Annotated in this window: 22 protein-coding genes, 5 tRNA genes and 1 pseudogene; 9 read left to right on the top strand and 19 right to left on the bottom strand. The window is 59.9% G+C overall.

What is annotated here, in order from left to right:
- The 5 genes and pseudogenes from JFU58_RS32565 to JFU58_RS07325 form a co-directional block, all read right to left on the bottom strand.
- Complete coding sequence (locus tag JFU58_RS32565) at window positions 1–930, bottom strand: methyl-accepting chemotaxis protein (RefSeq protein WP_371135982.1); 930 nt, start codon at window positions 928–930, stop codon at window positions 1–3.
- A pseudogene (locus JFU58_RS32570) lies at window positions 907–1,998 on the bottom strand (methyl-accepting chemotaxis protein); the annotation flags it as partial. The gene JFU58_RS32565 and the pseudogene JFU58_RS32570, both read right to left, overlap by 24 nt.
- A 187-nt stretch (window positions 1,999–2,185) precedes the next feature.
- Window positions 2,186–3,022, bottom strand: a complete 837-nt coding sequence (ampE, locus tag JFU58_RS07315; RefSeq protein ID WP_201140151.1) for a regulatory signaling modulator protein AmpE — start codon at window positions 3,020–3,022, stop codon at window positions 2,186–2,188.
- Window positions 3,019–3,582 (bottom strand): 1,6-anhydro-N-acetylmuramyl-L-alanine amidase AmpD, encoded by a 564-nt coding sequence (ampD, locus tag JFU58_RS07320; RefSeq protein WP_017477781.1) that lies wholly within the window; start codon window positions 3,580–3,582, stop codon window positions 3,019–3,021. The genes ampE and ampD overlap by 4 nt, the downstream gene beginning before the upstream one ends.
- A 61-nt stretch (window positions 3,583–3,643) precedes the next feature.
- Window positions 3,644–5,803 carry a DUF1631 domain-containing protein gene (locus tag JFU58_RS07325; protein ID WP_201140152.1) on the bottom strand — a complete coding sequence of 720 codons (2,160 nt, stop codon included), beginning with the start codon at window positions 5,801–5,803 and terminating at the stop codon, window positions 3,644–3,646.
- Between the two features lie 272 nt (window positions 5,804–6,075).
- Between JFU58_RS07325 and nadC the strand changes: the two genes are divergently transcribed.
- On the top strand, window positions 6,076–6,924 hold the full coding sequence (gene nadC, locus JFU58_RS07330) for a carboxylating nicotinate-nucleotide diphosphorylase (protein WP_063027064.1): 849 nt from the start codon (window positions 6,076–6,078) through the stop codon (window positions 6,922–6,924).
- Window positions 6,925–6,993: 69 nt separating this feature from the next.
- Here the strand turns inward: nadC and JFU58_RS07335 are convergent, their stop codons facing one another.
- The 4 genes from JFU58_RS07335 to JFU58_RS07350 all read right to left on the bottom strand — a co-directional run bounded on the left by JFU58_RS07335 (window position 6,994) and on the right by JFU58_RS07350 (window position 9,457).
- Window positions 6,994–7,299 carry a DUF6388 family protein gene (locus JFU58_RS07335; RefSeq protein WP_008437299.1) on the bottom strand — a complete coding sequence of 102 codons (306 nt, stop codon included), beginning with the start codon at window positions 7,297–7,299 and terminating at the stop codon, window positions 6,994–6,996.
- Between the two features lie 136 nt (window positions 7,300–7,435).
- Window positions 7,436–7,508, bottom strand: a tRNA-Thr gene (locus tag JFU58_RS07340).
- A gap of 39 nt (window positions 7,509–7,547) precedes the next feature.
- Window positions 7,548–8,957 carry an O-antigen ligase family protein gene (locus JFU58_RS07345; protein ID WP_177070224.1) on the bottom strand — a complete coding sequence of 470 codons (1,410 nt, stop codon included), beginning with the start codon at window positions 8,955–8,957 and terminating at the stop codon, window positions 7,548–7,550.
- Between the two features lie 86 nt (window positions 8,958–9,043).
- A complete protein-coding gene (locus JFU58_RS07350) occupies window positions 9,044–9,457 on the bottom strand; it encodes a pilin (protein WP_177026195.1) in 414 nt (137 codons plus the stop codon).
- Between the two features lie 201 nt (window positions 9,458–9,658).
- Here JFU58_RS07350 and JFU58_RS07355 point away from each other — a divergent pair, with 201 nt between their 5' ends.
- Genes JFU58_RS07355 through yacG form a run of 4 tightly spaced genes read left to right on the top strand, consistent with a single transcriptional unit; the run spans window position 9,659 to window position 12,559 of the window.
- Complete coding sequence (locus JFU58_RS07355) at window positions 9,659–10,867, top strand: type II secretion system F family protein (RefSeq protein WP_177026196.1); 1,209 nt, start codon at window positions 9,659–9,661, stop codon at window positions 10,865–10,867.
- Window positions 10,864–11,742: a prepilin peptidase gene (locus JFU58_RS07360; protein WP_373568946.1), complete on the top strand. Its 879-nt coding sequence runs from the start codon at window positions 10,864–10,866 to the stop codon at window positions 11,740–11,742. Before JFU58_RS07355 ends, JFU58_RS07360 begins: the two co-directional genes overlap by 4 nt.
- Entirely contained in the window at window positions 11,739–12,362 is a 624-nt protein-coding gene (coaE, locus tag JFU58_RS07365) for a dephospho-CoA kinase (protein WP_017477788.1), read from the top strand. Before JFU58_RS07360 ends, coaE begins: the two co-directional genes overlap by 4 nt.
- Window positions 12,359–12,559 (top strand): DNA gyrase inhibitor YacG, encoded by a 201-nt coding sequence (gene yacG / locus JFU58_RS07370; RefSeq protein WP_063027056.1) that lies wholly within the window; start codon window positions 12,359–12,361, stop codon window positions 12,557–12,559. The genes coaE and yacG overlap by 4 nt, the downstream gene beginning before the upstream one ends.
- On the opposite strand, the gene JFU58_RS07375 is transcribed toward yacG, so the two are convergent.
- The 3 genes from JFU58_RS07375 to JFU58_RS07385 all read right to left on the bottom strand — a co-directional run bounded on the left by JFU58_RS07375 (window position 12,556) and on the right by JFU58_RS07385 (window position 13,990).
- A complete protein-coding gene (locus JFU58_RS07375; protein ID WP_003215917.1) occupies window positions 12,556–12,771 on the bottom strand; it encodes a hypothetical protein in 216 nt (71 codons plus the stop codon). The two genes, yacG and JFU58_RS07375, sit on opposite strands and share 4 nt — an antisense overlap.
- Window positions 12,772–12,836: 65 nt before the next feature.
- Complete coding sequence (locus tag JFU58_RS07380) at window positions 12,837–13,526, bottom strand: energy-coupling factor ABC transporter permease (protein ID WP_063027054.1); 690 nt, start codon at window positions 13,524–13,526, stop codon at window positions 12,837–12,839.
- Complete coding sequence (locus JFU58_RS07385) at window positions 13,523–13,990, bottom strand: hypothetical protein (protein WP_017477791.1); 468 nt, start codon at window positions 13,988–13,990, stop codon at window positions 13,523–13,525. Before JFU58_RS07385 ends, JFU58_RS07380 begins: the two co-directional genes overlap by 4 nt.
- 102 nt (window positions 13,991–14,092) lie before the next feature.
- Here JFU58_RS07385 and JFU58_RS07390 point away from each other — a divergent pair, with 102 nt between their 5' ends.
- The 3 genes from JFU58_RS07390 to JFU58_RS07400 all read left to right on the top strand — a co-directional run bounded on the left by JFU58_RS07390 (window position 14,093) and on the right by JFU58_RS07400 (window position 16,344).
- On the top strand, window positions 14,093–14,722 hold the full coding sequence (locus tag JFU58_RS07390; protein ID WP_201140153.1) for a DUF1780 domain-containing protein: 630 nt from the start codon (window positions 14,093–14,095) through the stop codon (window positions 14,720–14,722).
- Between the two features lie 89 nt (window positions 14,723–14,811).
- Window positions 14,812–14,985 (top strand): DUF3094 family protein, encoded by a 174-nt coding sequence (locus JFU58_RS07395; protein ID WP_010174986.1) that lies wholly within the window; start codon window positions 14,812–14,814, stop codon window positions 14,983–14,985.
- Between the two features lie 60 nt (window positions 14,986–15,045).
- Window positions 15,046–16,344: an NAD(P)/FAD-dependent oxidoreductase gene (locus JFU58_RS07400; protein WP_093204951.1), complete on the top strand. Its 1,299-nt coding sequence runs from the start codon at window positions 15,046–15,048 to the stop codon at window positions 16,342–16,344.
- 192 nt (window positions 16,345–16,536) lie between these two features.
- Here the strand turns inward: JFU58_RS07400 and JFU58_RS07405 are convergent.
- The 7 genes from JFU58_RS07405 to rluD all read right to left on the bottom strand — a co-directional run bounded on the left by JFU58_RS07405 (window position 16,537) and on the right by rluD (window position 21,636).
- A tRNA-Pro gene (locus JFU58_RS07405) sits at window positions 16,537–16,613 on the bottom strand.
- A 94-nt stretch (window positions 16,614–16,707) separates the two neighbouring features.
- Window positions 16,708–16,783, bottom strand: a tRNA-Lys gene (locus JFU58_RS07410).
- Window positions 16,784–16,788: 5 nt separating this feature from the next.
- Window positions 16,789–16,865, bottom strand: a tRNA-Pro gene (locus JFU58_RS07415).
- Window positions 16,866–16,875: 10 nt separating this feature from the next.
- Window positions 16,876–16,951: transfer RNA gene (locus JFU58_RS07420), tRNA-Asn, on the bottom strand.
- Between the two features lie 300 nt (window positions 16,952–17,251).
- A complete protein-coding gene (clpB, locus tag JFU58_RS07425; RefSeq protein ID WP_063027048.1) occupies window positions 17,252–19,816 on the bottom strand; it encodes an ATP-dependent chaperone ClpB in 2,565 nt (854 codons plus the stop codon).
- Window positions 19,817–19,951: 135 nt separating this feature from the next.
- Window positions 19,952–20,677, bottom strand: coding sequence for a peptidoglycan editing factor PgeF (gene pgeF, locus JFU58_RS07430; protein ID WP_063027046.1), 726 nt, complete (start codon window positions 20,675–20,677; stop codon window positions 19,952–19,954).
- Window positions 20,674–21,636: a 23S rRNA pseudouridine(1911/1915/1917) synthase RluD gene (rluD, locus tag JFU58_RS07435; RefSeq protein WP_003215899.1), complete on the bottom strand. Its 963-nt coding sequence runs from the start codon at window positions 21,634–21,636 to the stop codon at window positions 20,674–20,676. Before rluD ends, pgeF begins: the two co-directional genes overlap by 4 nt.
- Before the next feature lie 149 nt (window positions 21,637–21,785).
- Between rluD and JFU58_RS07440 the strand changes: the two genes are divergently transcribed.
- Complete coding sequence (locus JFU58_RS07440; RefSeq protein WP_063027044.1) at window positions 21,786–22,811, top strand: outer membrane protein assembly factor BamD; 1,026 nt, start codon at window positions 21,786–21,788, stop codon at window positions 22,809–22,811.
- Window positions 22,812–22,867 lie beyond the last annotated feature (56 nt).

Consider the following 22,867-nt stretch of genomic DNA (forward strand, 5'->3'; position numbering starts at 1 on the left):
TCACACTCGAAAGGCACCGATCAACTGCTTCAGCTCGATCACTTGCAAGGACAACTGCCGGCTGGCCTCTTCGGTCTGGTGCGCGCCCTGCGCCGCATGCTCTCCCGCACGGTTGATCTCGACGATGTTCTGATCGATATCATGGGCCACGGCAGTCTGCTGCTCGACGGCGGCGGCAATCTGCTGGTTCTGGTCGACGATCATGCCTACCGCGCCGAGGATATTTTCCAGGGCCTGCTGGACTTTCTCCGACTGCCCCACCGTGCCATTGGCCATCTCGTGGCTGGTGCCCATGGCCTTCACCGCTGCGCCGACGCCACTGTGGAGCTTGGCAATCATCTGCTCGATTTCCTCGGTGGAGTGCTGAGTACGCCGGGCCAAAGTGCGCACCTCATCGGCTACCACGGCGAAACCGCGTCCTTGCTCACCGGCACGCGCGGCCTCAATGGCGGCATTCAGCGCCAGCAAATTGGTCTGTTCGGCGATGCTCTTGATCACTTCCAGCACGCGACTGATGGATTGGCTGTCGATGGCCAACTGGTTGATCACCCGCACCGATTGATCGATCTCCGAGGCCAACGCCGCGATGCTGCCTTGCTGGGACTGCACCAGGCCGCGGCCGCTGACAGTTTCATCGTTGACGCTGTGGGCACTGCTGACCGCCGCCGCTGCACTGCGAGCCACTTCCTGGGCGGTGGATGACATCTGGTTCATGGCAGTTGCCACTTGCTCGATCTGGCTGCGCTGGCCGGACACGGCCTGATTGCTGCTGGCCGAGACCGATTCCACTTGCCCGGCCTGGTGTTCGACCTGGTTGACGGTGTGCCCTACCCGCTCGATCAGGTCATGGATTTTGGCCACGGTGGCGTTGAACACCTGACCCAAATCCCCCAGTTCGTCGCGGCTGTGGGCAATGAAGGTAACGGTCATGTCACCGGCCGCCACCTTGTCCATCGTCGCCCCCAGGCGGCGCAAGGTGGTGCGGGTGGAGGCGTAGAAACCGGCGTACAAATAGAAGATCAGCAAAAACACCGACGCCAGGGCCGCCACCAACCCGATCATGTGCGTGCGGTTTTCTGACAGGCGTTGCTCCAGTTGCTGCTCAAGAAAGGTCAGGGTGGCGTCGTCAAGTTGATAGGTCTTGGCCATCAAATTGCTGACTTCGTCGTAGAAGCCTTGCCATGGAGCGTCGAGGGTTTCGGCCACGACGACCTGCTCTTCGAACAGCTCACTGCCTTGCTTGAGGCTCGCCTTGCTCGCATCGGCCAGGCTCGCCAAGGCTGCGTGGGCGGGCTTGCTGGAGCCGAGGGCATCTTGCAGTTTCAGCCCGTATTCGGCCTGGAGTTTTTCCAGTTGCTGCAGTAATTCGTCAAAGCGAGTGCTGGAGGACGAGTTGAGAAAGCCCTGACCCAACGAATAAGCGCCCATTGCCCGGCCTTCGCCCAGGGTTTGGGTGACGTGCGGGGTGACGCTGGTGATCAGTTCGCTGAGTTGGCGCAGGTCGCCCTGAGGGTCGCGGCTCAAGCCCGACTGACTGGCGATGATTTGGCTGAGCATCTGCGCCTGGTTGAGGAGCTTGCCGATCAGCGCGCTTTTGCTGAGCAGCGAGGTTTCCTGTTGCTGGGCCTTGAAGGCGGCGATCATTTCATCGCGCTTGGCTTCGAAGGCGGCGGCTTGCTCGGGGTCGGCAGACAGGGCGTGGAAGCCTTGCAGGCGCTGCAGCAGGTTCTCTTCCAGGGCGACGATCTGGCTTTCTATATCACCGGCTTTGCCTGATTGGCCGAGGGTTGCGTTGATCTGGACCTGGTTGTTCAGGGTTTCCAGGTCGCGGCGCAGGGCCAGGCTGCTGCCCAGCAGGTCGAGGCTTTGCAGCTCGACACGGGTGCCCTGGAATTCACGCCAGGAGTCGCGCACCAGGTAATAGTTGGTGGCCAGCATCGGCAACAGGAACAGCACGCTGATAAGGCTGAACTTCATGCCGAAGGTCAGGCGGTTCATGAACGCGACGGCGGGATAGAGCAAGCTCTTCACAGGTGAACTCCCTTTTCTTTTATTTTTATTGAGGGCGCAGGGCGGCGGCAGATAGCCACTATTTGGCGCTCTGTCTGTATAGCTCAATTCGAAAAGGAGGTTTGTAACTTAAGGTTAACGGCAGGAGCGAGTTGCTCGCCCCTGCCGGTGTGGATCAGGGCAGCACAGTCCAGATGGCAAAGCCGGCGTACCACAGCACGGCGGCGCGCAGCAGCAATTCCCAGATACGGTCGAGGCTGTTGATACCGTCAGGTCCCACCACCGGCGGCGGGATTTCAGCGGCCACCAGGCCCACCTTTTCTACCAGTTGCGCCGCGCTGATGTCCCAGCTCAACAACTCATGCAACATCACCCGGCCGACCGCCACAAAGTTGCCTACCAGGGCAAAACTCGCCGCCAACAGGCGTACCGGCAACCAGTCGAATGCATGGCGCAATTGCCCGGCACGCTCGGCCACTAACGGGTTCTGGCTGTGCTCGGTCGCCAGCGCCAGCAACCGGTAGGCCAAGGCAGCCACCGGCCCGAGGAGGAAGTACCAGAAAATCACCGCGAAGAAGCTTTGGTAGGCCTGCCATAACAGATGGCCCTGGACCCACTCCAGCAGTTGCTCGCCACTGTCGGCGCTGATGCTCAAGTCGCGCTCGGCCACATGTTCGGCCGCTTGCAGGTCACTCCGGCGCCAGGCATCACGGAACGGACCCAATCCGGCCAGTAGATCGCCACGGCCCAGGCTGTAGATCACCACCAGCAAATGCACCGGCAGCGCCAACAATCCATAAGCCACCGGTTCCAGCACCAACAGCAACAGCGCGAGCAACGCCACCGGCAGCAGCACCAGCAGCGCGAGAATCAGCCATGGTCGTTTGCCCAGGCTGGCGCTTGATTCCAGCTTGGCCAGCTCCCGCAGCCAACCACCATCACGTTGTATACGCTGGCGCAGGGCCGAGAATTTCTCGATCCATACCGCCAACACCAACACCAGAAAACTCATTGTGCGTGTCCTCCATCCTGCAAGGCGCTGCGAAAGCGCGCCCAATCAAAAGCGGGTCCGGGATCGGTCTTGCGTCCCGGGGCGATATCGCTATGGCCACAAATGCGCTGGCGGGTAATGCCCGTGTACACCGCCAGCAACTGGCGCGTCAGGGCGATCAGGGATTGATACTGAGCATCGGTGAAAGGCAGGTCATCAGTACCTTCCAGCTCAATTCCCAGGGAAAAGTCGTTACACGTTTCACGGCCCTCGAAGCTCGATACGCCGGCGTGCCAGGCACGGTCCAGGCACGAAACAAATTGCGTCACCGCGCCATCACGCTCAATCAGAAAATGCGCAGAAACCCGTAGGTCGGCAATACCCTCAAAGTAGGGATGTTCCGTGACATCCAGACGATTCTGGAAAAACTCATGCACCTTGCCGGTGGCGAATTGCGCCGGTGGCAGGCTGATGTTGTGCACCACCAACAGGGAAATCTCGCCACCGGGGCGCTCGTTGAAGTTGGGCGAAGGGCAATGACGGATGCCCTGGCACCAACCGCTGGCGGGGTCCAACTGCATACAGGTTCCTTGAACGAGGCTGGGGTGCCTCAGTATGCCGCGTTCCGCTGTCCGGTTGCGATCACTTGGCGCGATGAAGTTGGCGCAGATTGCCAATCACCGAGGCCAGGGCACGGTCAAACAGCAGTGCATCATCCAGGGTTCGCACCGCGCCGCGCTTGAACTCCAATGCCAGTTCAACCGGACTTTTTTCCAGGACCTTGAGGCCGGTTCGATTGACGAAAATACAGGTATTGCCGGGCGCAATAATCGCCGTCAGCTTGCAGCGCAGGGTATTTTCAGCGTCTTCCTGGAATTCGACCCAGCAACCGACTCGCAGTTGGCGAACCTTGAGCAGGTCGGGGTCATCTTCCGGCAGGCTCACCGAAACGGCCGGTGCTGCAGGGCTGAGGACGAATGCCTCCCGCACCTCAACCTGCGACAGCAAAGACTGTCCATCTGGATTGCCCCGGAAAGACAGGACATGCAGCGTCTGCAACTGCGTGAAAAATTCCCGGGTGATGAAAGGATCAAACGCGGCGCCGCTTAGCCCGTCGCGCAGGGCCTTGAGCAATTCAGGCAACTGTTCCAGCAAGTGCCGACCCGCTTCGGTGTCTTCGCTGAGGCCGACACTCCAGATCAACTCATCCATGGTGCGCAACCCGCCCGCCCATTGCGGCGAACGCTCGCCATGCTTCAGGCAGGCCAGCAACAGCACCTGGCTCCAGGCCTGCTGCAGGAACTGCACCACCACCTCGGGCAGCACTTTACCCATCAGCCGCAGATTAAGGGCCTCAGCCACCCGCTGACGGGCGATTTCAGTACGGGCGCGCCCCTCCTCCGCATCACGGGTACGTTGCTCCAGCAATTCGCTGCGGCGCCGCTCGTCATGGGTAAACGCAGTGAACTCCGTCAGGAGCTGGGAAAAGATCGCCGGATCATCCACAAAATCGTTCAATAACCGCTGCACTACCTGCTCGATGTGCAGGTACAGGCTGTCGCGCTGATAATCGTCGCGCTGGCTCCAGCCCATGGCCGCCGCCGCGATTTCATTGAGCAGGCGCCGCGCCGGGTGGTTGGCGTGACTGAAAAAGCTCTTGTCGAGCACCGCCACTTTCAACATCGGAATCTGCAGGCGGGCGATCAGGGCCTTGAGGGACTCGGGCACCGTGCTGTCATCGAGAATGAACTCGAAGAGCATGGCGATCAGGTTGATCACGTCCTCGTCGGCGTCCTCAACCACCCGCGACTTGCCGCTCTTGACGCTGACCCGGGTCAGCAATTGTTCGAGCTGGTTGCGCAGGTCGAAGTCATCCTCGACCTCGGGCGCAGGCACGTATTGCTGCAAATGCGAGAGCAGGCGCAGCAGGTCACGGGTGGAGATTGGCTGGGTCTCGGCGCTGGCCTCAAGGGTGGGGGCCACGCTGCCGCGCACCGCAGTCAGCAATTCCTGCAACGCCGCGAAGACTTCCTGCCCGCTATCGTCTGCGGGATGGCCGGTAGTCGGTGGGGTGTCCTCAGGCAAATCGGCGGTGGCGACCGCACGCCGCGAGGGTACCGCCTTGAGCTCAGGCAATACGCCGGTGGCAATCAGCAATTGATTGGCTTCGCCGTACAACAGATCAGCGTCACTGAGAACGTATTTTTCAAACAGCTTGAGGATGATCAGCTTGACCCGAATTTCTACGCCAAGGCTGCGTCCCGCTTGCAGAAAGAACGCACACAGCATCGCCGGGCCCAGAGGGTTGTCCCGATCATCCATGTGCTTGTCGAGCAACGCACTCAAACGCGCCGTCAACTGCCCAAGGGCCAGGCCATCGCGGCGCAGCACCTTGCCCAGCATGGCCTCAAGGGCAACGGCTTTTTCCAGCTCATCGCCGGATACGCCGGGCACCGCCGCGTAGGACACCACCGGAATCAACTGCAGCTCACCCCGCTCCACGTTGCCAAGATTGGCAAACGCCTCGTAGAGCTGCTCCATGAAGCCGCGCTCGAAATTCTTGCGCTTGAGGCGCAAGTCGCGCATGGCCTCAAAAAAAATGCCGTGATCGACGTTGCTGCGGGACTTTTCGGCCATTTCGAACAGCGTGTCGTCGGCGTTATCAAACAGCTCCTGCAATCCCTGCCTGAGTTGCTGCGCCGCCTTGTCACGGACCTGGAGCAATACCACCGGCAGGCGGGCGAGCGGTGACGGCGTCGCCCGTGCCTTATTGATCGGCACCACCTTCCCGTCATTGTGCATCCTGGCCTCCTGAAACGGCGGTATTCGAGTGTGTGAAGATCGGTGCGGCAACGGGGCAAAGTACCCCGGAGCACTGCGAAAAACAGACTATCACGGCGACGTCAAAGCTATGACGCCAATTGCAAGGCGCGAGATTATCTTGCAAATGAGGGTTGTTGCGCCAGCAAACTCTGTGATCACTGGGTAAATGAGCAGCGCCAGTGGCACCTGTCGCCTTGGGTTCAGGCCCGCCCTGCCCCTATAATCCAGGCACTTTGTTTGTGGAGCCTGTCATGCCCAATCTTCGTCTAGCCGACCTGACCGCCGAAATCGAAGCCAACGTGCGTCGCGCACTGTTGGAAGACATCGGCAGTGGGGATATCACCGCACAACTGATCCCGGCCGAACGCCTGGCCAAGGCCACGATCATCACTCGCGATGCCGCCGTCATCAGCGGAACGGCCTGGGTGGAAGCGGTGTTTCGCCAGCTGGACCCACGCGTCGCCGTGCATTGGCAGGTGCGCGACGGTGAGCGCGTCAGCCCGAACCAGGTGCTGTTTCACCTCGAAGGCCCGGCCCGTTCGCTGCTCAGTGGCGAGCGTTGCGCGCTGAATTTCCTGCAGTTGCTGTCAGGCGTTGCCACCCGTGCCCAATACCTGGCGGATTTTGTCGCCACCACCCAGGTCAAGCTGCTGGATACCCGCAAGACCCTGCCCGGCCTGCGCCTGGCGCAGAAGTACGCCGTGACCTGCGGCGGTTGCCACAACCACCGCATCGGCCTGTACGACGCGTTCCTGATCAAGGAAAACCATATCGCAGCCTGTGGCGGCATTGCCCAGGCCATCAGCGCCGCCCACAAGATCGCCCCGGGCAAGCCGGTGGAAATCGAAGTGGAAAGCCTGGAGGAACTGCGCGAAGCACTGGCGGCGGGCGCCGACATCATCATGCTGGATGAGCTGAGCCTCGATGATATGCGCGAAGCGGTGCGCCTGAACGGCGGCAAAGCCAAGCTGGAAGCCAGTGGCGGGATCAACGAAAGCACCCTGCTGCCCATCGCTGAAACTGGCGTGGACTACATCTCCATCGGGGCGATGACCAAGGATGTGAAGGCGGTGGATTTGTCGATGCGGCTCAGTCTCTGAGACACCGTTAAATGTAAGCGCTAGCTTTTGTGGCGAGGGAGCTTGCTCCCTCGCCACATTAAGCTCGTATCAGATCGCGAGGTTGTTCATCCCGCAATACTCGTTCCAGTCGACACCCAGCACCTCGGCCGCTTCCTTGTGCAACGCCAGGCGCGCCGCCTCGAACGCCTCGGGGGTGGAGGTGTACTTCAGGGTCAATTCCCACGGCTGCAAGCCCTGGGCTTCGGCCTCATCCTCAAATGCCCATTGGATCTGGTCCCTTTGATCATCGGCGCTCAGGTCCTTGATCTCATCCAGCAGTTCCGGCGACTCCGCGACGTACTTTTTGAGGGCTGCTTCGTGCCGCGCTTCCTGGGTCATTTCTTGTGTGGTCATGTCGTTCTCTTAGATCGAGGAATGGGGATGCATCTGGGTCATCAAGGTCGCGCAGATACAAAAGAACAGGCATGAATACCGGTTCGTCTGGCCTTCAGAACCATTCTGGGATCATCTGAAAACTGTGTTGCCTTTGTGCCCGAGACAGGAATCGAACCTGCGACCTTCGCGTTACGAGTGCGCTGCTCTACCGGCTGAGCTACACGGGCGGTGGGCTAAAGCTAGCACTGCCTTGGACGTCCGGCAACTCACTGCTTTTCGAGGGCAATCACACCTTGCACCCAAAAGCGCGGCTGCAGGTGACCGTTGCTCAGGCCCATGTAGTGCTCGCTGCGCTCCGTGAGGTGGGGCACGTCACGAATCGCGACGAATACCAGCACGCCCACGGCTACGACACTCGCTGCCATCCACACGCGGTACAACGCCAGTACCGGGGCGACCGATGGAATGCGCCACACATGCAATGCCATCAGCCACCCGACCACCAGCGCCAGCCAGAGTTGCGATACCGGCATCACGATCACTCCATCCACCTGTGCCTGAGTCAGTGAGCCGATCAACGAGGCAAACAGGCACAGGCGCAGCAGGTCCACGGGCGCCAATGACAACGCACGCTCACGCAACACACCCACGGTTGCCCAACCTGCCCACGCAACCAGCGCAATCACGCACAGCGTCGACGGTACGCCCCATTCGCTGGCCCACTGCAGAATCGCCTGGTGAGGGTGAGCGGCAATGTCGTTGGCGATGTCGGCAAAATGCATCGGCCCGAACCCCAGCCAAGGACGCTCAAGAATCATGTGCCAGGCCTGCCACCAGATAGGTCCACGCCCGGACAAACTGGTAGTCAGTCGGTCTACGGCAGCGTTGGAAATTTCAATCCCCAGGTACCTTGCCAACACGCTGAACACCAGCCAGTACAGCAACAAACCGCAGGCCAGTGCGGCCAACTGCCAGACCACCCAGCGGCGACCATGCAGCCCCAAAAACATCAAGACGAAGCCCGCAACGCCCATGCCGAGCCACGTGCCGCGGGTACCACCGCTGATCGCGATCAGCCACCACACACAGAGCAACGCAAACACCGCGGCCCGCGCTGGACGAGCGACGTTTGAAACCAGCAAGGGAAGTGCCAGCAGTGGCAGGGTGAAGGTCTGCAACTGACCGTAGAAGCGCTTATTGGAAAATCCGGACAACAGCAAATCGGGGTCTACAACTGATTCGCCGCTGGTAAAGGCGAGGACACCTGCGTGCAGATATTGAACACTTTTAATCATGCACAACAGCAATACGAACAGGATCAAGACGCGGTCCAGGGACTCATCTCCATTGCGCCTGGCCCGGCAGAAAGCCACGGCAATGGCGCCGCAACTGATGAGCAGCGCCAGTTCGGTCAACGCCCAGAGCGGCTGATGGGCCAACAGCGCCGAAACCAGGCCCGCCAACCCAATCAGCCACACCCCGAGCACTGTCGGCCTATCGACGCATCGCTCTGCCTGCGGCAGGCAGAGCCCATACACCACCGCACAGAGCGCCACTGATATCTGCACTGCACGTTGCCAGTCATGACTACTGAACGGCGCGCAGATAGCCAGCGTCAACAGACACATCACCACGAGAAGGAATGTGTTCCCTCGCTGCTGAACAGACAACGTCATCGGCAATTTCTACTTCCTTGTGGTGGCTGTAGAGCGGTTTACGCACACGCTCTCCATTGCTGCGTAAACAGTAGACGACCTTCGGATCAGGCGCCGCCGGAAGTACAACCTTTGGCAGCGTATTGGTCTTCTGCCGTGGTGGTGCACTTCCAGCCAGACGTCGCACTACGGGTCAAGGTGATGACTTTGCCCAGGACCGGCGCGGGTGCGTCGAGGATTTCACAGGCAATCGTGCCAGCGCCGGTGGCGATGTCGCCGGTCACGTCAATCCTGCAGTTGGCCGTTGGGCTGGTCCCGCCAATCAACACCAGGGTTGGTGGCGTACCTTGGTTCAGTGTGTCTTCAAAGCCCGCCTTCAACGCGGAGACCTCGGCCAGCCCAGCGGTGAACTTGGCCTTGGCCTGGTGCTTGGTGTACATGGGCAGGCCGATGGTGGCCAAAATTCCGATAATTGCCACGACGATCAATAATTCGATCAAGGTAAAACCTTTCTGACGCATCACATTCACTCTCCAGAATAAAACCTATCGCGAGGCGCATCCTGCACCCCGTCTCGGCAACCGCGCCAGTGTACTCACCCCCGCGCAGCCAATGCTGAACAAGACGCACAAACTGACATTTTTTCGCTCAAGGCGGCCCTGCCCGAATCCGTCACCTGACTAAGCTATAAATCTTCCACTGTCTGTGTGCGGAACTGCGAAATGAATGATGTTTCAGCGATCTATGCCTGGGAAGGCGTCAACCGCAAAGGGCGCAAGGTATCTGGAGAAACCAGCGGTCACAATCCTGCATTGATCAAGGCACTGCTGCGCCAACAGGGCATTAATCCGGGCCGCGTACGCAAAAAATCCGCGGGTTGGCCGAGACTCGCTCCGTTGGTCAAGCCTGCGGACATCGCCCTCTTCACCCGCCAGTTGGCAACGCTGTTGAAGGCCGGCATTGCGCTTTTACAAGCACTGGATATCATCGCCGATGGCTTCGAAAACCGTCATATGCGGGCGCTGGTACAGAGCCTGAAACAGGACATCGCCGCCGGCAGTAGCCTGGCTATCGCCCTGCAGAAACAGCCACGCTGCTTCGATGAGCTGTACTGCAACCTGATTGCAGCGGGGGAGCAGGCGGGGGCACTCGAAGCGCTACTGGAACGAGTCGCCACCCACCAGGAAAAAAGCGAGCAACTGAAAGCCAGAATCAAAAAGGCAATGACCTATCCCATGACGGTGCTGGCAGTCGCCACCCTTGTCAGTGCGATTTTGCTGATTCACGTTGTGCCACAGTTCCAGGGCCTGTTTGCCGGTGTGGATGCGCAGCTACCGGGCTTCACCCTGGGGGTCATCAGCTTGTCGGAGTTCATGCAGCACAACTGGTGGGTACTGATTTTGGTCGCGGGTACCGGTTTCGCCGGACTGCGCAAAGCCTATCGCTCGTCAACAGGCTTTCGCCACTGGCTCGATGCCCGTTTGTTGAAAGCCCCGGTGGCAGGCACACTGCTGAAAAAATCGGCGATCGCCCGCTACGCCCGCACGCTCTCGACCACCTTTGCAGCTGGCGTACCCTTGGTGCAAGCATTGGATTCCGTGGCCGGCGCTACGGGTAATGGACTGTTCAAACAGGCAATCAATCGTATGCGGCACGACGTATCCACCGGGACACAACTGAATGAATCCATGGCCGTAAGCGGCCTGTTTCCAGGCATGGCGATCCAGATGACCGCGATCGGCGAGGAGTCGGGCACCCTCGACAACATGCTGGAAAAAGTAGCCAGCCACTACGAGGCCGACGTCGACAACCTGGTGGACAACCTCACCAGCCTGATGGAGCCGCTGATCATGGTGGTACTCGGGGGCATCGTCGGGGCATTGGTGCTCGCCATGTACCTGCCGATCTTTCAACTCGGTACAGCCTTTTGAGCACACCACTGACTGAGATTCTTGTTTATCAACCCTGGGTGTTTGTATCTGGCGCGCTGGTGCTGGGCCTGATTGTCGGCAGTTTCCTCAACGTGCTGGTATGGCGCCTGCCGAAAATGCTGGAACGCGAATGGCGAGCCCAGGCCCATGAAGTCCTTGGCCTTCCCGCCGAGCCCATCGCGGCGCCCTATAACCTGATGCGCCCCAACTCCTGTTGCCCACACTGCAATCACCCGATTCGCCCCTGGGAGAATATTCCGCTGCTCAGCTACATGCTGCTCAAGGGGCGCTGCTCGAGTTGCCATCAACCTATCGGCGCACGTTATCCGCTCACCGAGTTGGCGTGCGGGTTGATCTCGGCGGTTGTCGCCTGGCATTTCGGTTTTGGCTGGGCGGCCGGCGCGGCAATGGTGTTTAGCTGGGGCTTGTTGGCGATGAGCCTGATCGACGTAGACCACCAGTTGCTGCCGGACGTGCTGGTGCTGCCGTTGCTATGGCTGGGCCTGATCCTCAACAGCTTTGGCGCTTTTGTGTCATTGCCCGATGCGCTGTGGGGCGCGGTAGCCGGCTACATGAGCCTGTGGTCGGTGTTCTGGCTGTTCAAGCTGATCACCGGCAAGGATGGAATGGGTTACGGGGATTTCAAGCTGCTCGCCATGCTCGGCGCCTGGGGCGGCTGGCAGATCCTGCCGATGACGCTGCTGCTGTCGTCCCTGGTGGGCGTGATGGGAGGCCTGATTCTATTGCGCCTGCGCAAATCCCAAGTATCGGTTCCAATGCCTTTTGGTCCGTATCTGGCAATTGCCGGCTGGATTGCATTGCTCTGGGGTGGTCAAATAACCGACTTCTATTTGCAGTCTGTCGGTTTCAGATGACCACTCCTGTTGCAACACCCTGGATTCTTGGCCTCACTGGCGGCATCGGCAGTGGCAAAAGCGCGGCAGCCGAACACTTCGTACGGCTTGGCGTGGACTTGATCGACGCCGACCACGCCGCGCGCTGGGTCGTCGAACCTGGGCGCCCGGCCCTGGCGCAGATTGCCGAGCACTTCGGTCCGAGCGTGCTGCGACCCGACGGGCAACTGGACCGCGGGGCGTTGCGCAAGCTGATCTTCGAAGTGCCCGGCGAGCGCCTCTGGCTGGAGGCGCTGCTGCACCCGCTGATCGCCGAGGAGATTCGCAGCCACCTGGCGCGTGCCAAATCGCCTTACGCGATTCTGGTGTCACCGTTACTGATCGAGTCCGGCCAGTACACCATGACCCAGCGGGTGCTGGTGATCGACGTGCCGCAATCGTTGCAGATTCAGCGTACCCTGCAGCGCGATGGCATCAGCGAAGATCAGGTACAGGCGATTCTCAAGGCCCAGGCCACCCGCGAAGATCGCCTGCGCCATGCCGATGACGTACTGGTCAATGACCAGGACTTGGCCCGGCTGCATGCCGAGGTCGAGCGACTGCACCACTTTTACCTTACTTTGCGTGGAGGCCGATCATGAGCCAACCCTTGACCGTCGAATGCCCAACCTGCGGCGCACCCGTGGAATGGAAAGCGGAAAACCCCAACCGCCCGTTCTGCTCGGACCGTTGCAAACTGATCGACCTGGGCGCCTGGGCGTCGGAAGAACACAAGATCCCGGTCAGCCCGGACGCCGAGGACGAACTGTTCTCCGAAGATTTTCAGCCCAAACACTAAGGCCGCATAAAGCCATAGTCCTGCTGGTCGTCGAGATTCTCTGCAAGGTATTGCAGCTCGTCGGCCAGGTCTTCAAAACTGCGCACGCCCTTGCTCTGCTGCACCACCGCACTGAGCATGGCGCGCAGGGTCAAGCCCGGGTCAAAGCCGATTTCCTGCGCCGCGTCCTGGCTTCTGCGTAACTCCTGCCGTGCCCACTCGTACACACTCATGATTCCGTGCTCCTGGAAATTTTGCAGAGCATGCGACCACTGGCGTGTGCGGCATTTGACCTGGATCAAGGCCGCGGATCGTCATCCTTCCACGGCGCCGAGAGGTAGCGGGTGCGGTTGAATGTCTCCAGCCACTCAGGGCAAAACACCACCAGAGCGCTGATCACCATACCGTTGATAAAGGCCTCGGGGAAAATGATCAGCCATAGGTAGCCGACGAAATCCTCGATCCACTCCGGCATCGCGAAACGGCCGTCGAACCACAGCAAACCCAGGCCCGCCAGCAAGCACAGCAAGGCCGACAGCGCGGCGGCGAAAAAACCCGAACAGAAGATATACACAAAGGGATTGCGTGGCTTCGCCCGCTCCACCAGCAGCGCACAACCTTCGGTGACCAGCACCGGCAACAGAACCAGCAGCATGCCGTTGATGCCGACGGCCGCCAGGTCCTGGCGACCAAGCAACACCAGGCCAAGCTGTGCGGCAAAACCACCGACGATCGCCAGGGGCCAATCAAGCAGCAAGGTCACGGCGGTCATGCCGATGAAGTGGTAGGACACCCCTGTATCGAAATCCCGGCGTACCAGCCACAACATAAACAGCGCGAACACTGTGCCAAACAGCAAGTGCTGGCGCCGCCGGTCGGCAAACAGCTCGACCCAGGGCGAACGCAGGAGCGCCCACATCACCACCGGCGCATACAGCAGCCAGCCGATACTGAGGGTTTCCGGCGCCAGCACCGCTGCGCTGATCACGGCTGCACCTGCTCCAGGGCCTGGCGCAGTTCAGCGGCGGAATCGTATTCGTGCTGCGCCACCAACTTCCCGTGATCCAGTTGCAGCCACAGCACTTTATCCACAGGTACTGGATAGCGCGGGGTTACACGGGCATCACGGTCGAGCATGACGCGATAGTTGTAGGCCTGCATGGCCGGTACCGCGAACATCTTCGCAATCAGCCGGGGCATACGCTGGATATCGGCGAGAAACACCGTGTGCCGTGCTTCCAGATAACCCTTGGGCTGACCCTGCAGCGCCGCGTCCACGATTTTGGCGGCGTCCATGCTGCGCGCCACCAGCAAGATTTGCGCCTGGTCATCCAGGGTGTAGGCCTGGTCGAACTGGTCAAGCAAGGTCCAGGGGGCAACACGCTCACCCACTTCGACGGCCTGGGCCCATACGGGCAAAAGACTCAAAAACAGCACCACAAAAAACTTCACTGCATACTCCTCATGCCACGGGAAACTGTCGAATGGCCAGTCTACACCGACCTTTTGACGCGGGACTTCCTGCGGTCATCATTTGGACGCTAAGCTGGTGACATGGATGACTCAGATTATTTGCGCCTGCTCACCGTAGCGGCCGAACAAGCCAACGCGTTCCTGTCCAATGCCCGCAAATGGGAGCGTGAGCGATGGGTCTGCCAGCGCCTGCTACAAGGCTTGAACGTGCCCTACCGCGCTGAAGAATTCCACGCCGCCGGGCAAGAGCCGCCGGACGTGTTGTTTCGCGACGCCAGTTTCGAAGTGTTTTTCGTACTCGATGAAGGCCGGCGCCTGAACGATGAATGGCGCGACGAACTGCTGCGGCGGCGCAGCGCGTTCTCCCTGAGCCAACTGGTTCGGCGAGAAGCCAAGCCCCGGCGCATTCCCGCCCACGAATTCCTGTTGCGCCTGGCGCCCACCCTGCGCAAGAAGGCCCACAACTATAAAGAACGCGGGATGGACCTGGGGGAGCTGGACCTCATTGCCTTCGCCAGCCTCAAGCGCGAAGTACTGGACCTCAACAGTCATTTCCCGCCTCCCACCGAGTACCTGCGCCAGGGCTGGCGCTCGCTGTCCCTCGTGGGCCCGACGTTTGCCCGTGTGCTGTTCGCGCATCCGGACGCACCGGACTTCTTGCGCAACAATCTGGGGCGCAGCACAGTGTTTGATGTGGGCATCAGCCTGTGATCGGGTCAGCGGCTATGCTTCTGGCAATGCCGCCAATCACCTGACTGTAACGTGGCGCCCTTTAGCTACGTCTACCTGACGAGGCCTTTATGACCAGCCGCCTGAACCCCGACGACCAACAGCATGTCGAAGAGTACCTGCAACTGTCCCAGAACCAAGTCGAGCGCAAGCCTTTCCGGCCCTGGCTGCTCCTTGCCGTGGTGCTGGTTGCAGTGATCGGCCTGGGTTTGCTGAGCCGCCTTTTGAGTTACCTGACGCTATGAGCTGCCTTGCGCTCGCTCGGGTAACCGCACCGATTTCTTTTAGCCTTGCGAGATATCCCCATGACCCATCGTATTATTATCGTCGGCGGCGGCGCCGGCGGCCTGGAGTTGGCTACCCGCCTGGGTAAGACTCTGGGCAAGCGCGGCACCGCCAGCATCACGCTGGTGGACGCCAACCTCACCCACATCTGGAAACCCCTGCTCCACGAAGTGGCGGCGGGCTCGCTGAACTCTTCGGAAGACGAACTCAATTATGTTGCCCAGGCAAAATGGAACCACTTCGAGTTCCAACTGGGGCGCATGAGCGGGCTTGATCGCGAGCAGAAAAAAATCCAGCTGGCCGCCACTCTCGACGAAGAAGGCCGCGAACTGGTACCCGCGCGGGTGCTGGACTACGACAGCCTGGTGATCGCCGTCGGCAGCACCACCAATGACTTCGGCACCGAGGGCGCGGCGCAACACTGCCTGTTCCTCGACACCCGCAAGCAGGCTGAGCGTTTCCATCAGCAGTTGCTCAATCACTATCTGCGCGCCCACGCCGGGCAGACGGATGTGGTGGAGCAGATCAGCGTCGCCATCGTCGGCGCCGGTGCCACCGGGGTCGAGCTGGCCGCTGAACTGCATAACGCCGCCCATGAGCTGGCTGCCTATGGCCTGGACAAGATCAAGCCGGAAAACATGCACATCACCCTGATCGAAGCCGGCCCACGGGTGTTGCCCGCCCTGCCGGAGCGTATTGGCGGACCTGTGCATAAAACCCTGGAGAAACTTGGGGTGACCGTCCTGACCAACTCCGCCGTGAGTGAAGTGACGGCCGACGCCCTTATCACCAGCAGCGGCCAAGTGATTCCGGCCAGCCTCAAGGTCTGGGCCGCCGGCATTCGTGCGCCAGGGTTCCTCAAGGACATTGATGGCCTGGAAACCAACCGCATCAACCAACTGCAAGTGCTGCCGACCCTGCAAACCACTCGCGACGAAAATATCTTCGCTTTCGGTGACTGCGCCGCCTGCCCGCAACCCGGCACCGACCGCAATGTGCCGCCACGGGCCCAAGCGGCTCACCAACAGGCGTCGTTGCTGGCCAAGTCGCTGAAACTGCGGATCGAGGGCAAGGAGCTGCCGTCGTATAAGTACACCGACTATGGCTCGCTGATTTCGCTGTCGCGTTTTTCGGCTGTGGGTAACTTGATGGGTAACCTGACCGGCAGCGTGATGCTGGAAGGCTGGCTGGCGCGGATGTTTTATGTGTCGCTGTACCGCATGCACCAAATGGCGCTGTATGGCTTCTTCCGCACAGCGATGCTGATGCTGGGGAGCAAGATCGGGCGAGGCACTGAGCCGCGCCTGAAACTGCACTGACAGGACGTTCCCGGATAGGACTCGGTTAGTGTGGGAGCGGGCTTGCTCGCGAAAGCGGTGGTTCAGTGCCAGATGTACTGACTGACACACCACTTTCGCGAGCAAGCCCGCTCCCACACTTGTTTTGTGGTGCGGCCAGGATTCCGCGCACAAAAAAAATCCCCGTATCTTTCGATACGAGGATTTTTAATATGGTCGGGGTAAGGGGATTCGAACTCCTGACATCCTGCTCCCAAAGCAGGCGCGCTACCGGACTGCGCTATACCCCGGTAAAAAAAAGGCGACCTCTCAGTCGCCTTCTTCGATCAGCGCTTTTGGCCTCTGATCTTAAGATTCGATTCCAGCGTTAACTGGTCTCAAAAATGGTGGGTCGTGTGGGATTCGAACCTACGACCAATTGGTTAAAAGCCAACTGCTCTACCAACTGAGCTAACGACCCAAATATGGTCGGGGTAAGGGGATTCGAACTCCTGACATCCTGCTCCCAAAGCAGGCGCGCTACCGGACTGCGCTATACCCCGGTTTTGAAATTGGCTCCGTGACCAGGACTCGAACCTGGGACCCAATGATTAACAGTCATTTGCTCTACCGACTGAGCTATCACGGAACTACATATTTCAAAGTGTTACGTTGTTGCTTGTTACCTTCTCTTCGACGCTTCCGTATCGCTACGTTAGTGTCTCTGAGGCGCGCTATTCTACAATCTTAAAAACCCCTGTCAACCCTTTAAATTGCTTTTAAGACAATGATTTGCGCTTCTTTCTGATTTCTCCTTGGGGAGAAGAAACCGTTGGGCTGACGTTGCTGCGGGGCGCACTTTACAAGCCTTTGCCTTACAGTTCAACGCCCTATCGAAAAAAAAGGCCCCGCGATGCGGGGCCTCTTCTTATAGCAGTACCACTCGAGCTTAGTGGAAGACGATTTCGTCGTTCTCCACCGTCGCCTCGACGCTGGTGCCCGGCATAAAGCTGCCCGACAGGATCAGCTGTGCCAGCGGGTTCTCGATCCAGCGCTGGATCGCACGCTTCAACGGCCGTGCGCCATACACTGGGTCGTAACCGACGGCGATCAGCTTGTCCAACGCCTCGCGGCTCAGCTCCAAAGACAACTCGCGCTCCGCCAGACGGCTGCGCAGGCGGCCCAACTGGATCTCGGTGATGCCCGCGATCTGATCCCGCGCCAGAGGCTCGAAGATCACCACTTCATCGACCCGGTTGATGAACTCCGGCCGGAAGTGGCTGGTCAGCGCGTCCATCACGGCTGCGCGCTGGGCTTCACGATCACCCACCAGTTCCTGGATCTGTACCGAGCCCAGGTTGGAGGTCATCACGATCACCGTATTGCGGAAGTCCACGGTACGTCCGTGACTGTCCGTCAGGCGGCCATCTTCCAGCACTTGCAGCAACACGTTGAACACATCCGGGTGGGCCTTTTCGACCTCGTCCAGAAGGATCACCGAGTAAGGCTTACGCCGTACCGCCTCGGTCAGGTAACCACCCTCTTCGTAGCCCACATAGCCTGGTGGCGCCCCGATCAAGCGGGCCACGGAATGTTTCTCCATGAACTCGGACATGTCGATCCGCACCATGGCCTCTTCAGTATCAAAGAGGAACTCGGCCAAGGCCTTGCACAGCTCAGTTTTACCCACACCGGTAGGGCCGAGGAACATAAACGAGCCGCTCGGACGGTTCGGGTCGGACAACCCGGCCCGTGAACGCCGTACCGCGTTGGACACCGCAATCACCGCCTCGTCCTGGCCGATGACGCGCTGGTGCAACAGGCTTTCCATCTTCAACAGCTTGTCGCGCTCGCCCTCGAGCATTTTCGACACAGGGATACCGGTCCACTTCGAGACGACTTCGGCGATTTCTTCCTCGGTCACCTTGCTGCGCAGCAACTGGTTCTCAGGCTTGCCGTGCTGGTCGACCATCTGCAGGCTGCGCTCCAGGTCCGGGATCACCCCGTACTGCAACTCGGCCATGCGGTTCAGGTCGCCTTTACGACGGGCGGCTTCCAGTTCCTGACGGGACTGCTCGATCTTCTGCTGGATCTGCGCAGAACCCTGCACCTCGGCCTTTTCCGAGGTCCAGATTTCTTCGAGGTCCGAATACTCACGTTCCAGGCGAACAATTTCTTCCTGGAGTTTTTCCAGGCGTTTCTTCGCCGGCTCGTCCTCTTCTTTCTTCAGGGCCTGGGACTCAACTTTCAGCTGAATCAGGCGCCGATCCAGACGGTCCAGCACTTCGGGCTTCGAATCGATCTCCATCCGAATGCGGCTGGCCGCTTCGTCGATCAAGTCGATGGCCTTATCCGGCAACTGACGGTCGGTAATGTAGCGATGGCTCAATTTCGCCGCCGCAATGATCGCGCCATCGGTGATCGCGACTTTATGGTGGACCTCATACCGCTCTTTCAGGCCACGCAGGATGGCGATGGTGTCTTCTTCGCTCGGTTCTTCCACCAGTACTTTCTGGAAGCGACGCTCAAGGGCCGCATCCTTCTCGATGTACTGGCGATATTCGTTCAGCGTGGTCGCACCGACGCAATGCAACTCACCCCGCGCCAGTGCTGGCTTAAGCATGTTGCCCGCATCCATCGAACCTTCGCCTTTACCAGCGCCGACCATGGTATGCAGTTCGTCGATAAACAGAATGATCTGCCCTTCCTGCTTCGACAGTTCGTTCAGCAGGGATTTCAGGCGCTCTTCGAACTCGCCACGGAACTTGGCACCGGCAATCAGCGACCCCATGTCCAGGGACAGCAGGCGCTTGCCTTTAAGGCCATCCGGCACTTCGCCATTAATGATGCGCTGGGCCAGGCCTTCGGCAATGGCGGTTTTACCAACGCCAGGTTCGCCGATCAGCACCGGGTTGTTCTTGGTGCGACGCTGCAGGACCTGGATGGTGCGACGAATCTCATCGTCACGACCGATCACCGGATCGAGCTTGCCCTCTTCGGCGCGCTTGGTCAGGTCGACGGTGTATTTGTCCAGCGCTTGGCGAGACTCCTCGTGGTTAGGGTCATTTACCGCTTCGCCGCCACGCAGATTGTTGATGGCATTTTCCAGGGCTTTCTTGCTCACGCCCTGGCCCAGCAACAATTTGCCGAGCTTGCTGTTGTCGTCCATCGCGGCGAGCAGCACCACTTCACTGGAAATGAACTGGTCACCCTTCTGCTGGGCCAGGCGGTCTGCCTGATTCAACAGGCGCGCCAAATCCTGGGACATGTTCACGTCGCCAGTAGGATTTTGGATTTTCGGCAGTTGGTCGAGCTCTTTGCTCAACTCCTTGCGCAGGCTGTTGACGTCAAAGCCCACCTGCATCAGCAAAGGCTTGATGGAACCGCCTTGCTGCTCCAGGAGCGCTTGCATCAAGTGCGCAGGCTCAATGGCTGAATGGTCCAGGCCAACCGCCAGAGATTGGGCGTCAGATAAAGCCAACTGCAATTTGCTGGTTAAACGATCAATACGCATTAGTCACCTTCCTTTTGAGCAGGCCGGAGCTATGAACAAACACATCCTGAATGAAGAAACCTGCCAGATACCCTTATAGATGGGGTGGATTCTGGAAGATTCAAGCTACGGATAGTTGACGCAGGTCAGGAGAGTCTAGCGTTCCAGCCAGATAAGGGAGGCAAACCGACCGGTGCGCGCGTTGCGACGGTAGGAGTAGAAACGGGGATCGGTCACGGTGCAGAAGCCGCCACCGTACACAGCCGTGACGCCGCGGGCTGCAAGACGCAGGCGGGCCAATTGGTAAATGTCGGCCATGAACTTGCCTGGGTTCTGACTGGGGACAAACGCCCCAATCGTTTCCGGAAGTTGCCGTATAAAGGCTTCACGCACTTCCGGGCCCACTTCAAAGGCTTGCGGGCCGATGGCCGGGCCCAGCCAAACCAGCACTTCACAAGGCTCGGCATCCAGGCTTTCAAAGGCGGCTTCCAGGACACCCGCAGCCAGGCCACGCCAACCGGCATGGGCAGCCGCGACGCGGGTGCCGGCGCGATTGCAAAACAAGGCAGGCAGGCAATCAGCCGTCATTGATGTGCAGGCGATGCCTGGGGTGCTGGTCCAACTGCCATCGGCTTCAGCAGTTCGGCCAGGATCAGCCTCAACCACAACCACACCGTGAACCTGACGCAGCCAGGCCGGCTGGATATTGAAGGCATCGGTGAGGCGACGACGATTTTCGAGAACGGCTTCGACGCTGTCCTCGACATGATCGCCGAGATTGAGGCTGTCGAACGGCGCCACACTGACGCCGCCCGCACGGGTAGTGACGCAGGCTTTCACCCCGGCCGGCGCGGGCCAGTCAGGAATCAGCCAGTCACTCATCCGATAAACGCCTCACGATCCTGCTTGAGCAGCGACAACAACCAGACAAAATCGTCTGGAAGTGGCGATTCCCAGCTCATCCGCTTACCGCTCGTCGGATGATCCAGTTCCAGGAAGCGTGCATGCAGTGCCTGGCGCGGGAAGGTTTTCAGCGAATCAACCATGGTTGCACTGGCCGCCGGCGGAATACGGAAGCGGCCACCGTAGGCCGGATCTCCGACCAACGGGAAGTTGATGTGCGCCATGTGCACCCGAATCTGGTGGGTACGACCGGTTTCCAGCTTGACCCGCACGTGGGTGTGGGAGCGGAAACGCTCGAGCACACGGTAGTGGCTGACAGCTTGCTTGCCGCCTTCCATCACCGCCATGCGCTGGCGCTGCTGGCCGTGGCGACCGATCGGGGCATTGATTTTGCCACCTGCGGTTACTACACCGATCACGATGCACTCGTAGATCCGGCTGACGCTGCGGCTCTGCAGTTGTGTGACCAACTGCGTCTGCGCCTGAATGGTCTTGGCCACCACCATAAGGCCAGTGGTGTCCTTGTCCAAGCGGTGCACGATGCCGCAGCGCGGGACATTGATGATGTCCGGCACGTGGTGCAACAAGGCGTTGAGCAGGGTGCCATCAGCGTGCCCGGCGGCCGGATGAACCACTAGGCCTGCGGGTTTATTGATCACCAGGATGTCGTCGTCTTCATAGACGATGTCCAGTTCAATGTCCTGGGCGATCCATTCTCCCTGGGCTTCCTGCTCGGCAGTCAGCTCAAGAATCGCACCACCATGGACTATGTCTCGCGGGCGGATAACCGCTCCATCCACAGTCAGGCGGCCGTCTTTGATCCAGGCGGAAAGGCGCGAGCGCGAGTGCTCAGCGAATAATTGTGCGGCGACTTGATCGAGGCGTTGGCCGCCCAATTCGGACGGCACCTCTGCGCGAAGTTCAATTTTATCGGACATGCTCAGACTAGGCGTGGCACAGCCTTTGGTTTCGGCTGCGCGCTTGTGGTTAAATACGGCGTCTTTTGCCCCGAGGCTTTCCAAGGGGCGCTCATCATAACAGGACGGCCCCGCCCAAGACAGCGGCCGTCATAGGGACGCAAGCCGCCATGCAAGTGAAACACCTGCTGCTGATCGCCATCCTCGCCATGACTGCTGCTTGCTCGTCAACAAAGGAAGTCGTCGACGAAAACCTGAGCGAGGTCGAGCTGTACCAACAAGCTCAGACCGACCTGAACAACCACAGCTACACCAGCGCCACGGCAAAGCTGAAGGCACTGGAGTCGCGGTATCCGTTCGGGCGCTACGCCGACCAGGCCCAGCTCGAGCTGATCTACGCCAACTACAAGAACGCCGAGCCGGAAGCTGCCAAGTCCGCCGCCGAGCGTTTTATCCGCCTGCACCCTCAGCACCCGAACGTCGACTACGCCTACTACCTCAAGGGCCTGACCTCGTTTGACCAGGACGTTGGCCTGCTGGCACGCTTCCTGCCGCTGGACATGACCAAGCGTGACCCGGGCGCTGCCCGCGACTCCTATAACGAGTTCGCCCAGCTGACCAGCCGCTACCCCAACAGCCGCTACGCGCCGGACGCCAAGCAGCGCATGATCTATCTGCGCAACCTGCTGGCTTCGTATGAGATCCACGTAGCCGACTACTACCTGACCCGTCAGGCCTATGTCGCTGCCGCCAACCGTGGCCGCTATGTGGTGGAAAACTTCCAGGAAACCCCATCGGTGGGTGACGGCCTGGCCGTGATGACCGAGGCTTACCAGCGCCTGCACCTGGACGCCCTGGCGGCCACCAGCCTGGAAACCCTGAAGCTCAACTACCCGGACCACCCAAGCCTGAAGGATGGCCAGTTCGTGCCACAGGTTGCCGAAGCGGACAACCGTTCGTGGCTGAGCAAGTACACCCTGGGCCTGATCGAGTCCCGTCCACCGCTGCCGCCGGGCGAAACCCGCGCCAACCAGGACATCATCAAGCAATACCAGGACGCCAAGGATTCGATTCCATCGGACCTCAAGCCTCGTGACGAAAACGGCGACGTGATCGAAGAGCAAGGGCCTCAAGCCCTGGGCAACAACGAAGACCGCTCGTGGTTCAGCTACATGACTTTCGGTGTCTTTGACTGATTGTTGACCGCGATGCAAAAAGGGAGCTCTTGAGCTCCCTTTTTTATTGCGCAAAA

Source organism: Pseudomonas sp. TH34, from assembly GCF_016650865.1.
GTDB classification, from domain to species: domain Bacteria; phylum Pseudomonadota; class Gammaproteobacteria; order Pseudomonadales; family Pseudomonadaceae; genus Aquipseudomonas; species Aquipseudomonas yamanorum.